General features: G+C 63.9%; 11 protein-coding genes and 1 pseudogene. 10 read left to right on the top strand and 2 right to left on the bottom strand.

What is annotated here, in order from left to right:
- Positions 1 to 2 precede the first annotated feature (2 nt).
- Complete coding sequence (uraH, locus tag P9230_RS22655) at positions 3 to 377, bottom strand: hydroxyisourate hydrolase (protein ID WP_066995957.1); 375 nt, start codon at positions 375 to 377, stop codon at positions 3 to 5.
- Between the two features lie 176 nt (positions 378 to 553).
- Here uraH and puuE point away from each other — a divergent pair, with 176 nt between their 5' ends.
- The 10 genes from puuE to P9230_RS22605 all read left to right on the top strand — a co-directional run bounded on the left by puuE (position 554) and on the right by P9230_RS22605 (position 12152).
- Entirely contained in the window at positions 554 to 1978 is a 1425-nt protein-coding gene (puuE, locus tag P9230_RS22650) for an allantoinase PuuE (RefSeq protein WP_128203016.1), read from the top strand.
- 10 nt (positions 1979 to 1988) lie between these two features.
- On the top strand, positions 1989 to 2849 hold the full coding sequence (locus P9230_RS22645) for a bifunctional allantoicase/(S)-ureidoglycine aminohydrolase (RefSeq protein ID WP_127247827.1): 861 nt from the start codon (positions 1989 to 1991) through the stop codon (positions 2847 to 2849).
- Positions 2846 to 3337 carry an ureidoglycolate lyase gene (locus P9230_RS22640; protein ID WP_127247829.1) on the top strand — a complete coding sequence of 164 codons (492 nt, stop codon included), beginning with the start codon at positions 2846 to 2848 and terminating at the stop codon, positions 3335 to 3337. The genes P9230_RS22645 and P9230_RS22640 overlap by 4 nt, the downstream gene beginning before the upstream one ends.
- A gap of 18 nt (positions 3338 to 3355) precedes the next feature.
- Positions 3356 to 3949 carry a nucleoside deaminase gene (locus tag P9230_RS22635; protein WP_127247830.1) on the top strand — a complete coding sequence of 198 codons (594 nt, stop codon included), beginning with the start codon at positions 3356 to 3358 and terminating at the stop codon, positions 3947 to 3949.
- A gap of 83 nt (positions 3950 to 4032) precedes the next feature.
- Positions 4033 to 6018 (top strand): CocE/NonD family hydrolase, encoded by a 1986-nt coding sequence (locus P9230_RS22630; RefSeq protein WP_278120821.1) that lies wholly within the window; start codon positions 4033 to 4035, stop codon positions 6016 to 6018.
- Between the two features lie 149 nt (positions 6019 to 6167).
- On the top strand, positions 6168 to 7754 hold the full coding sequence (locus P9230_RS22625) for an ABC transporter substrate-binding protein (protein WP_067324106.1): 1587 nt from the start codon (positions 6168 to 6170) through the stop codon (positions 7752 to 7754).
- A 17-nt stretch (positions 7755 to 7771) separates the two neighbouring features.
- On the top strand, positions 7772 to 8731 hold the full coding sequence (locus P9230_RS22620; protein WP_067324105.1) for an ABC transporter permease: 960 nt from the start codon (positions 7772 to 7774) through the stop codon (positions 8729 to 8731).
- An 11-nt stretch (positions 8732 to 8742) separates the two neighbouring features.
- The gene (locus tag P9230_RS22615) at positions 8743 to 9570 is read left to right on the top strand and encodes an ABC transporter permease (RefSeq protein WP_066995982.1); all 828 of its coding nucleotides are present in this window, start codon (positions 8743 to 8745) and stop codon (positions 9568 to 9570) included.
- A complete protein-coding gene (locus P9230_RS22610; protein WP_278120820.1) occupies positions 9570 to 11225 on the top strand; it encodes an ABC transporter ATP-binding protein in 1656 nt (551 codons plus the stop codon). The genes P9230_RS22615 and P9230_RS22610 overlap by 1 nt, the downstream gene beginning before the upstream one ends.
- Before the next feature lie 87 nt (positions 11226 to 11312).
- Positions 11313 to 12152 (top strand): alkaline phosphatase family protein, encoded by an 840-nt coding sequence (locus P9230_RS22605; RefSeq protein ID WP_127247834.1) that lies wholly within the window; start codon positions 11313 to 11315, stop codon positions 12150 to 12152.
- A gap of 68 nt (positions 12153 to 12220) precedes the next feature.
- Here P9230_RS22605 and P9230_RS22600 read toward each other — a convergent pair.
- Positions 12221 to 12348 (bottom strand): annotated as a pseudogene (locus tag P9230_RS22600) (IS110 family transposase); the annotation flags it as partial.

Raw genomic sequence — 12348 nt, 5'->3', positions numbered from 1 at the left:
TCTCAGCTCCCGCGATAGGTCGAGTAGCCGTAGGGCGAGATCAAGAGCGGCACATGATAATGCCGCTCCTCCGCCATGCCGAAGCGGATCGGCACGGTGTCGAGGAAAGCCGGCTCCGGCAGGCTGGCGCCCTGCCCGCGCAGATAATCGCCGGCAGCGAAGACCAGCTCGTACTCGCCGGTGCGGAAGTCGGCGCCGGCAAGCAACGGCGCGTCGCAGCGGCCGTCATCATTGGTGGTGACGGTCTTCAAATGCGTGCGGGCCTGGCCTTCGAGGCGGAAAAGCCCGATCGAAAGGCCCTTTGCCGGCCTGCCGGTCGCGGTATCGAGGACATGGGTCGTCAGACGCCCGCCATCGGCTTTCGACGTTTCTGCCACTGGCCGCCTCCCATCCCAAGTAGTCGAACGTTTTCAGGTCAATTGTGCGCCAATTAAACGCGATGCATAAGCCCCGGTCGAGCGGAGTGCGGCAAAAAGCACTTTCAAAAATTTTCGGGGGAATGCACGAGCACTCCTTTCGATATCTTCATCTCAACAGTCGGGCAGGAGCGATCATGCGTTACGAACGGGACATGCGCGGTTACGGAGCCAATCCGCCAGACCCGAAATGGCCCGGCGGCGCCTATGTCGCGGTGCAGTTCGTCGTCAATTACGAAGAAGGCGGCGAGAACTGCGTGCTGCACGGCGACAAGGCTTCCGAAGCCTTCCTGTCCGAGATCGTCGGCGCCGCCCCCTGGCTCGGCCAGCGCCACTGGAACATGGAATCGATCTATGAATACGGCGCCCGCGCCGGCTTCTGGCGGCTCTACCGGCTGTTCACGCAAGCTGAGGTGCCGGTGACCTGCTACGGCGTCGCCACGGCGCTGGCACGCTCCCCCGATCAGGTCGCAGCGATGCAGGAGGCCGGCTGGGAGATCGCCTCGCACGGGCTGAAATGGATCGACTACCGCGACCATAGCGCGGAGGACGAGCGACGCGACCTCGAAGAGACGATCCGTCTGCATTACGAAGTGACCGGCGCGCGGCCGACCGGCTGGTACACCGGCCGCACTTCGGTCAACACGGTGCGACTCGTCGCCGAGGAAGGCGGCTTCGATTACGTCTCCGACACATATGACGACGAATTGCCCTACTGGTTCGACCGGGGTGGTCTGGAGAAGCCGCAGCTCATCATCCCCTACACGCTCGACGCCAACGACATGCGCTTTGCCACGCCGCAGGGCTTCAATTCGGGCGACCAGTTCTTCGCCTATCTGAAGGACAGTTTCGACACGCTCTATGCGGAGGGCAAGGCGGGGCGGCCGCGCATGATGAACATCGGCCTGCATTGCCGGCTGGTCGGCCGTCCGGGCCGCGTGGCGGCGCTGAAGCGCTTCGTCGACTATGTGAAGTCGCATGACAAGGTGTGGCTGACCCGGCGCATCGATATCGCCAAACACTGGCGCGAGACGCACCCCTACCAGGCGCCGGCGCTGCGCCCGTCCCGGATGGAATTCGAGGAATTCGTGCATGCCTTCGGCGGGGTGTTCGAGCATTCGCCGTGGATCGCCGAGCGGGCCTACGAGCTGGAGCTCGGCCCGGCCCATGACAGCGCCGGCGGCCTGCACAACGCGCTCTGCCGCGTCTTCCGCGCGGCGACCGAAGCCGAGCGGCTTTCCGTGCTCAACGCCCATCCCGACCTCGCCGGCAAGCTGGCGGCGGCCAAGGGGCTGACGGCGGAATCGGCCAAGGAACAGGCCTCCGCCGGGCTCGACGCGCTGACCGACAAGGAGCGCGAGCTGTTTTCGAAGCTCAACGCCGCCTATGTCACGACCTTCGGCTTTCCCTTCATCATCGCGGTCAAGGGCAAGACCAAGGACCAGATCCTGGCGGAGTTCGAGGCGCGCATCGGCAACAGCCGCAGCAATGAATTCGACACCGCGTGCAAACAAGTCGAGCGCATCGCGCTGCTTCGGCTCAAAGACATGCTTCCAAAATAGGCTTCAACACATGGACAGGATGAACATGGCCGAGCGAACCTATTACGCGCCGCATGGCGGCCATCCCGGTCAGCACGAGCTGTTGACCGGCCGCGCCGTCTTCACCGAAGCCTATGCGGTGATCCCCAAGGGCGTGATGCAGGACATCGTCACCAGCCCGCTGCCGTTCTGGGACAAGACGAGGGCCTGGATCATCGCAAGACCGCTTTCGGGTTTCGCCGAGACCTTTTCGCAGTACATCGTCGAGGTCCTGCCCGGCGGCGGCAGCGACCGGCCTGAGCTCGACCCCGAAGCCGAGGGCGTGCTGTTCGTGGTCGAGGGCGAGCTTACGGTCTCGCTTGCCGGCAAGAACCATGTGCTTCGCCCAGGCGGCTTCGCCTTCCTCTCGCCGGGCAGCGGCTGGACGGTGCGCAATGAGAGCAGCGGTGCGGTCCGCTTCCACTGGGTCCGCAAGGCCTATGAGGCGGTCGACGGCCTCGACGTTCCGGAAGCCTTCTTCAGCAGCGACAAGGAGGTCGAGCCGAGCCCGATGCCCGGCACGGGAGGCCACTGGGCGACGACGCGCTTCGTCGACCCGGCCGACATGCGCCACGATATGCATGTCACCATCGTCACGCTCAAACCCGGCGCGGTCATCCCCTTCGCCGAGACCCATGTCATGGAGCATGGGCTCTATGTGCTCGAAGGCAAGGCAGTCTATCGCCTCAATCAGGACTGGGTCGAGGTCGAGGCCGGCGACTTCATGTGGCTGCGCGCCTTTTGCCCGCAGGCCTGCTACGCCGGCGGTCCCGGGAATTTCCGCTACCTGCTATACAAGGACGTCAACCGGCACGCCAAGCTTGGCGGCGCGCTTGGGGCTCGCGCGCGGTGACCCAAATCGTGGCCCAGCCGCTGACACGCGAAAACTTCGCGCCGTTTGGCGACGTGATCGATATGGGCGGCGAGAACCGCTACCCGATCAATGGCGGCAAGGCGATGCGCTACCACGATCTCGCCACTGCCGAGGCCACCGGGCCGAATGCCAAGGTGCTGATCTCGATGGTGCGCGGCACCCCCTACGAGATGCCTCTGAAACTGACCATGGTCGAGCGCCATCCGCTCGGCAGCCAGGCCTTCATTCCGTTGTCGCCGCGGCCATTCCTGGTTGTCGTCTGCCATGACACTCAGGACGGCCCAGGCGAGCCGCACGCCTTCATCACCGCGCCCGGGCAGGGCATCAACTACCGGCGCAACCTCTGGCACGGCGTGCTGACGCCGATCGGCGAGGAACAGGACTTCCTCATCGTCGACCGCGGCGGCGACGGCTCCAACCTCGAAGAGTGCCATTTCTCGCACCCTTACGAGATCCATCTTCCCTGAAAGCCGCCAGTTTTCCCGATGACAGACATTTCGCTGATCGACCGCCTGCTCGACGTTATCGAGCACGATATCGTGCCGAAGACCGCTGAAGGCGTTGCCCATGGCAACAAACTCTTCGGCGCCGCCATCCTGCGGAAAGACGACCGCTCGCTGGTGATTGCCGAAACCAACAACGAGATCGAAAATCCGCTCTGGCATGGCGAAATGCACTGCCTGAAGCGATTTTACGAAATGCCCAGGGCCCAGCGCGTCGACACCAGGGATGCGCTGTTCCTGGCCACGCACGAGCCCTGCTCGCTGTGCCTGTCGGCGATCACCTGGACCGGCTTCGACAATTTCTACTACCTCTTCAGCCACGAGGACTCGCGCGACAGCTTCGCCATCCCGCATGACCTGAAGATCCTGAAGGAGGTCTTCACACTCGATCCCGGCGGCTACAACGCCGAGAACGCCTATTGGAAGAGCTTTTCCATACGCCGGCTGGTGCGCGCTTTGCCCGAGGCGGAACGCAGGCGGCTGGAGGCGCGCATTGCCAAGATCTCCGCACGCTATGACGCGCTGTCCGGCACATACCAGGCGAGCAAGGCCGACAACGACATTCCGCTGAACTGACGCTTTGAACTGACGCTTATTGACCAGCCGATTTCGCCGGCTGGCCCACGACGCCTCGGCGACGGTTCCATCATGTGCCTTGCATGAAAACCGTCGCAGAATTCCCCCGCAAGGTCGTCGAATTTCCCGACATGGGCATCGTCATGCCGGATGGCTGCCGGCTGTCGGCGCGCATATGGATGCCTGAGGATGCCGGCGACAACCCGGTGCCGGCGGTCCTCGAGCATTTGCCCTACCGCAAGCGCGACGGCACCATCTTCCGCGATCAGCTGACGCATCCTTATTTCGCCGGACACGGCTATGCCTCGATCCGCGTCGACATGCGCGGCAACGGCGATTCCGAAGGGCTGATGGACGACGAATATTCCGAGCAGGAATTGCAGGACGCCTGCGACGTCATCGCCTGGGCGGCCGCGCAGCCCTGGTGCAACGGCAATGTCGGCATGATGGGCATATCCTGGGGCGGCTTCAACTGCCTGCAGGTCGCGGCAAAGCAGCCGCCGGCGCTGAAGGCGGTGATCAGCCTGTGCTCGACCGTCGACCGCTATGCCGACGACATTCACTACAAGGGCGGCTGCCTGCTGCTCGAGAATTTCGGCTGGGCCTCGACGATGCTCTCCTACTCGTCGCGGCCGCCGGATCCGGAAATCGCCGGCGGCAACCGCTGGCGCGATCTGTGGCTGAGCCGTCTGGAGAACCAGCCTTTTCTCGCGCCGCTATGGCTCAGCCACCAGCATCGCGATGCCTACTGGAAACGCGGCTCGATCTGCGAGGACTTTTCGGCCGTTAAGGCGGCAGTGCTGTCGATCGGCGGTTGGCATGACGGCTACCGCAACACGATCTCCAATCTCGTCACCAACATCCAGGCGCCGGTGAAGGGCATCGTCGGCCCCTGGATCCACAAATATCCGCATTACGCGGCACCCAATCCGGCCATCGGTTTCCTGCAGGAGGCGCTGCGCTGGTGGGACCGCTGGCTGAAGGGCGCGGCGACCGGCGTCGAGGCCGACCCGGACTACCGCGCCTATGTGATGGATAGCGTGCGTCCGGCCCGCTGGCATCCCGAACGGCCAGGCCGCTGGATTGCGGAACAGCAATGGCCCTCGCCCAACATCAAGATCAAGGCAACCGGGCTCATTCCCGAGGGCGTCGGGCCGGCAATCGTCGCCTCGCCGCAAACTTGCGGGCTTGCCGGCGGCGAGTATTTTCCCTTCACCTTCGGTCCGGAACTGCCGGGCGACCAGCGCTCCGACGACGCGCTTTCGGTATGCTTCGACCAGGTCGAACTCGAGGAGGCGATCGACATCGTCGGCGCGCCTGAAGTCGAAGTACGGGTTGCCTCGGACCGCCGCCAGGCCAACCTCGCGGTGCGTCTCTGCGACGTGCATCCGGACGGCGCCTCGGAGCTGATCTCCTATGGCGTGCTCAACCTCACCCACCGCAACTCGCACGAGTTCCCGGAAGCGCTGGTGCCAGGCGAGACGGTCTCGGCACGCGTCGTGCTCGACCAGTGCGCCTATCGGGTGCCGGCCGGCCACCGGCTGCGGGTCGCCGTCTCGACCGCCTACTGGCCGATGATCTGGCCTTCGCCGGAGCCGGCGACGCTCGAACTGTCGGCCGCGACGCTCAAGCTGCCGCTGCGCCCGCCGGCGACGGCCGACGAGGTGTCGTTCCTCGAACCGGAAGGGGCTACGCCCTGGGCGACCGAGACGATCAGGCCGACCAATTCCGAGCGGCATATCCACCGCAACGAAAAGACCGGCGTCGTCACGCTTGCCGTAACGGACGATTTCGGCGAGGTGCGCGACCTGGAGCACGGGCTGGTCCACGGCAGCATGGTCAGGGAGACATGGGCGATCCAACCCGACGATCCCCTGTCGGCGACGGGCAGCACGAATTGGACGCAGACATTGTCGCGAAATGAATGGTCGGTGCGGACCGAGACCTTCGCCGAGATGCGCTCGGACGCGCAAGACTTCATCCTCAGCGCCAGAATCGAGGCCTATGAGGGCGAAAAACTGGTGTTCGAGCGCGATTTCAAACAGACGATTCCCCGCGCTCTCGTGTGAGCGCTGACAAGATTGGTCCAAATGCGACGCGCCATTTACGCCACGGCATGTCGCATTCGGTCTTGCTTACAGCTTTCCGTTGCGCTCATTATCCCTCACAAGAACAAGAACCGACCACATGGTCGTACCATCAGAGTGAGGAACCCATAATGACAAACGAACTCGACTATCTCAGCCGGCGCGTCGCTGCCGGAAAGCTCAGCCGCCGCGACTTCCTTGGCCGCGCCGCCGCGCTCGGCGTCACCGCGCCCTTCGCCAACTCGCTGCTTTCGAGCGCTGCCCGGGCTGCCGGCCCCGTCAAGGGCGGCACGCTGAAGGCCGGCCTAGTGGGCGGTGAATCCACCAACAGCCTCGACCCGGCCCTGATGATGACCCAGGTGCCCTTCGCCTTCGGCAAGTGCTGGGGCGAAATGATCGTCGAGCTGTCGCCCGACGGCAAGCTCGAGAACCGCATCGCCGAGGAAATCGGCTCTTCCGACGACGCCAAGGTCTGGACGCTCAAGATCCGCGACGGCATCGAATTCCACAACGGCAAGACGGTGACCGCCCAGGACGTGGCCGCCACGCTGGAGCGCCATTCGGACGAGAAGTCGAAGTCCGGCGCGCTCGGCTACATGAAGGGCATCGAGACCATCAAGGTCAACGGCAAGGAAGTGGTGCTGACCCTCAAGGAAGCCAACGCCGACCTTCCCTATCTGCTCAGCGACTATCACCTGATCGTCCAGCCGAATGGCGGCAAGGACAAACCCGACGCCGGCATCAGCGCCGGCCCTTACAAGGTCAAGGTCAACGAGCCCGGCGTGCGCCATGTCGGCGAACGCTTCGCCAACTACTGGCAGGGCGACAAGATGGGCCATGCCGACCAGGTCGAAGTCGTCGTCATCAACGACGCGACGGCGCGCACGGCGGCCCTGCAGGGCGGTCAGGTCAACATGATCAACCGCGTCGAGCCGAAGATCGTCGACCTGATCAAGCGCGTGCGGGGCGTCACCATCCGCAACCACTCCGGTCCCGGCCACTACGTGTTCATCATGCATTGCAACACGGCGCCGTTCGACAACAACGACCTCAGGATGGCGCTGAAGCTGGCGATCAACCGCGAAGAGATGCTGAACAAGGTGCTGCGCGGCTACGGCTCGCTCGGCAACGACTTCCCGATCAACGCCTCCTACCCGCTGTTCACAGAGATCGAGCAGCGCAAATACGATCCCGACAAGGCCAAGTTCCACTACAAGAAGTCGGGTCACGACGGCGCCGTGCTGCTCAGGACGTCGGACGTCGCCTTCCCCGGCGCGGTCGATGCCGCGCAGCTCTATCAGCAGAGCGCGGCCAAGGCCGGCATCAAGCTGGAAATCAAGCGCGAGCCCGGCGACGGCTACTGGAACGAAGTCTGGAACAAGCAGCCCTTCTGCGCTTCCTATTGGGGCGGCCGCTCGACGCAGGACCAAATGTACTCGACCGCCTACCTGTCGAGCGCCGACTGGAACGACACGCGGTTCAAGCGGCCGGACTTCGACAAGATGGTGCTGGCGGCGCGCGCCGAGCTCGACGAGGCCAAGCGCAAGCAGATGTACCATGACATGGCTGTGATGGTGCGTGACGAGGGCGGCTTGATCCTGCCGATGTTCAACCAGTTCATCGACGCAACTGGTCCCAAGGTCGGTGGCTGGGTGGACGATCCGCATCAGGAGCTGATGAACGGCTACGCCTTGGCGAAGTGCTGGATGGAAGCCTAAGGTCCGGCCTTGCGGAGATGTCCTCACCCGTCGTGAAACTGGTGGCCCAGCGCGTTGCGCTGGGCATCCTCCTTCTGCTGGCCGTTTCGGTCCTGATCTTCGCCGGCACGCAGATCCTGCCCGGCGACGTCGCCCAAGCCATCCTCGGACAATCGGCGACGCCGGAGTCGCTCGCCAATCTGCGCGAACAGCTCGGACTCAATCAGCCTGCCTATATCCGCTACTTCCACTGGCTGGGCGGCGTGCTCACCGGCGATCTCGGCACGGCGATGTCGAGCGGCCAGGACATCGCGACATCGATCAAGGAACGGCTGTGGAACACCTTGTTCCTGGCCTTCTGGGCGGCAATCGTGGCCATTCCGCTGGCGATCACGCTTGGCCTGATCGCGGTGCGCTACCGCAATGGCTGGGTCGACAAGATGATCTCCGGCGTGGCGCTCGCCTCGACCTCGTTCCCGGAATTCTTCATCGGCTACCTGCTGGTCTTCTACTTCGCGGTCGAGCATCAATGGTTTCCCGCCATCTCGACCGTCTATGACGGAATGTCGTTAGGCGAGCGCTTGCAGGCGATCGCGCTGCCGGCGGCGGCGCTGACGCTGGTGGTGCTGGCCCACATGATGCGCATGACGCGAGCGGCCATCCTCAACGTCATGCAATCGGCCTATGTCGAGACGGCGGAACTCAAGGGGCTTTCGGCTTTCGCGGTCATCCGCAAGCATGCCTTCCCGAACGCGATCGCGCCGATCATCAATGTCGTCATGCTGAACCTCGCCTATCTCGTGGTCGGCGTCGTCGTGGTCGAGGTGATCTTCGTCTATCCGGGCATGGGGCAATATCTCGTCGACCATGTCACCAAGCGTGACGTTCCCGTCGTCCAGGCGGTCGGCCTGATCTTTGCGGCCGTCTATATCGCCCTCAACATCATCGCGGACATTGCGGCGATCGTCGCCAATCCGCGGCTCAGGCATCCGAAGTAGGGGGCGCCGGTATGCTCGATATCAGACGCACTCCTGTCGCGGCGCTGATCGGCATTGTGCTGACGACGCTGTTCGTGCTGGCGGCGGTCTTGGCGCCATGGATCGCCCCGCACGGCAATGCCGAGATCGTCAGCGACGTCCCTTGGGAACCGATGTCATCGGTGCACCTGTTGGGCACCGACAATCTCGGCCGCGATCTCCTGTCCCGCATGATCTATGGCGCCCGCATCACGCTGTTCATCGCCGTGCTGGCCACCGCGCTGTCCTTTTCGCTCGGCGCCATTCTGGGCTTTTCGGCGGCGGTGTTCGGCGGCTGGTTCGACACGATGCTGTCGCGCCTCGTCGACCTGCTGATGTCGATCCCGACGCTGATCATGGGCCTGGTCGTCCTGTCGGTGCTGCCGTCCAACCTGGTGACGCTGATCCTGGTGATGGGCATCCTCGATTCGACCCGCGTCTACCGCTTGTCGCGCGCGGTGGCGGTCGACATCAACGTCATGGACTATGTCGAGGCCGCGAAACTGCGCGGCGAAGGCAGCGGCTGGATCATTTTCCGCGAGATTCTGCCGAACGCGCTGTCGCCGCTGGTCTCGGAACTCGGCCTGCGCTTCATCTATGCGGTGCTTTTCCTGTCGACGCTCTCCTTCCTCGGCCTCGGAGTGCAGCCGCCGGACGCCGACTGGGGCGGCATGGTGAAGGAGAACAAGGACGGCATCGTCTTCGGCATCCCGGCGGCGCTCATCCCGGCGGCAGCGATCGCGGCTCTGGCGATCTCGGTCAATCTTGTCGCCGACTGGGTGCTCAACCGCACGACCAGCCTGAAGGGAGGGCGCGGGTGATGGCTGACAGCAAAGCAAATTCCGGCCGACTCCTCGACATCCGCAATCTGCGCATCGAGGCGACCGTCTACCCGCCCGGCGAGGCGCCGAAGACCATCACCCTTGTCCATGATGTCTCGCTGACGCTGGAGAAGGGCAAGGTGCTCGGCTTGATCGGCGAATCCGGCGCCGGCAAGTCGACGATCGGCCTGTCCTCCATGGGCTATGGCCGAGGCGGCGTGCGCATTACCGGCGGCGAGGTGATCCTCAACGGCCGCGATATACTGAAGGGCGGCAAGGAGGGCTTGCGCAAGCTGCGCGGCCGCGAAGTGTGCTATGTTGCCCAGTCGGCGGCGGCGGCCTTCAATCCGGCGCACCGGCTGATGGACCAGGTGGTGGAGGCGACGCTTCTGCACGGCACGGCAACCCGGGCCGAGGCCGAGAAGCGAGCCGTCGCGCTGTTCAAGAAGCTCAGCCTGCCCAATCCGGAAACGATCGGTGAGCGCTTCCCGCACCAGGTCTCCGGCGGCCAGTTGCAGCGCGTCATGACGGCGATGGCGCTTTGCTCCGAGCCCGACCTGATCGTCTTCGACGAGCCGACCACGGCGCTCGACGTGACGACGCAGATCGATGTGCTGGCGGCGATCAAGGACGCAATCCGCGATACCCATGTGGCGGCTTTATACATCACCCACGACCTCGCCGTGGTGGCGCAAGTAGCGGACGAGATCATGGTGCTGCGCCATGGCCGGCTGGTCGAATGGGGCGGTACCCGCCAGATCATCAAGGAGCCGCGCCAGGAATACACCAACGCGCTGGTCTCGGTGCATGAGATCGAGCACAACGAACAGCAGCCCGGCACCACACCAATGCTGTCGGTGAAGAACGTGACGGCCGCCTATGGCGGCGGTCTCGTCAAGGTGCTGAAGAACGTCTCGGTCGACATCTACCCGGGCCAGACGCTAGCCGTCGTCGGCGAGAGCGGTTCCGGCAAATCGACGCTGGCGCGCGCCATCACCGGCCTCCTGCCGCCCGAGCAGGGCTGCGTCTTCTTCGACGGCCGAACGCTTGGCAACAGGCTCGCCGACCGGCCGAAGGAGGATCTGCGCCAGCTGCAGATGATTTACCAGATGGCCGATGTCGCGATGAACCCGCGCCAGACCGTGGGAACGATCATCGGCCGGCCGCTCGAGTTCTATTTCGGCATAAGAGGCCGCGAGCGCGACAAGCGCGTCGCCGAGCTGCTCGACCAGATCGAGATGGGCAAGGGCTTCATCGACCGCTATCCGGCCGAGCTTTCCGGCGGCCAGAAGCAGCGCGTCTGCATCGCCCGTTCGCTCGCCGCCAAGCCGAAGCTGATCATCTGCGATGAGGTGACCTCGGCGCTCGATCCGCTGGTCGCCCACGGCATCCTCAAGCTGCTGCTCAACCTGCAGCAGATCGAGAAAGTGGCCTATCTCTTCATCACCCACGATCTCGCGACAGTGAAGTCGATCGCCGATTCGATCGCGGTCATGTATCGCGGCGAGGTCGTTCGCTACGGCTCCAAGAGCAAGGTGCTGGCGCCGCCCTTCGATGCCTATACCGACCTTCTCTTGTCCTCCGTCCCCGAAATGGAGATCGGCTGGCTGGAGAAGGCGATTGCCGGCCGGCGCATGGAAAGCGCCGGCAACTAAGCTGGCTAGCTCTTCGCTGCACTTCTCGGACTTGGCCGGACCGGTCAAGCCCGCCGATCTCTCCCGCCAGACCGCATGGAATTGCCCGTGGCGCTTAAATCCAAATTGCTGCTCATCATCCTTGACGGCGTGCCCTACCGGAACTGGCGCCGGCTCATGGGCAATCTCGAAGGCTGGGTACAGTCTGGTGAGGCGCAAGTTTGGAGAATGCGCTCCGTGCTGCCGTCAACATCGGCCTGCTGCTACGCCTCGATCCATACCGGGGTCACGCCGCAGGTTCATGGCATCCTCTCCAACGAGAACCGGTTCCGGGTCAGGCAGCCCGATATCTTCTCGGAGGTCAGCAAGGCCGGCGGCAGGACCGGGGCGGTGACGCATTCCTACTGGTCGGAATTCTTCCGCTCCTATCCATTCGATCTCGTCGAGGACATGGAATTCGACGAGCCTGGCGGGCCGATCACGCATGGCCGCTTCCACACCATGACCGGCTACAATCTCAAGAACCAGATGACGCCGAGCGATGTCGACCTTTTCGCGACATTGACCATGCTTACCCGCCGCCACGGCATCGACTACGGCATCCTGCACAGCTGCACGCTGGACTCGATGGGCCATCGCTTCGGCCACAACTGCCACGAGATGGATCATGCCTGCTACGCGATGGACGGTATGCTCGCCGCCTTCCTGCCCGGTTGGCGCGAAGCCGGCTATGAAGTCATCGTCACCGCCGATCACGGCCAGACCGACCGCGGCCATCACGGCGGGCATGACGACGAGATGCAGGATTTCGCCCTCTACTATTTCGGGCCGGCGAAGGGTCCAGAAGCCGACGCGCTGCTCGACCAGCTGCAGCTCGCGCCGACGGTGCTGAGCCGGCTCGGCGTGGAGGTGCCGGCGACAATGAAGGGGAAGGTGTTTTTGATTTAGCTCTCCCCCTTCTCCCCTTGTGGGAGAAGGTGTCGCCAAAGGCGACGGATGAGCGACTATCTGAGGTGTCAAGTTGCATTTGCGAACTCGGTTCGCGCGTCGCGTGCTTTTGCATTGAGAATGACGAGCAGCTTTCTGGCGAGAGCGATGCGGATGACCATCTTTTCCTTTCCAGCGGCCTGCAACCGGTGCTGGA

This window comes from Mesorhizobium sp. WSM4887, assembly GCF_029625865.1.
Lineage (GTDB): Bacteria > Pseudomonadota > Alphaproteobacteria > Rhizobiales > Rhizobiaceae > Mesorhizobium.
Note: the sequence above shows the minus strand (reverse complement) of the source record. Positions and strands in the feature narration are given on the sequence as shown.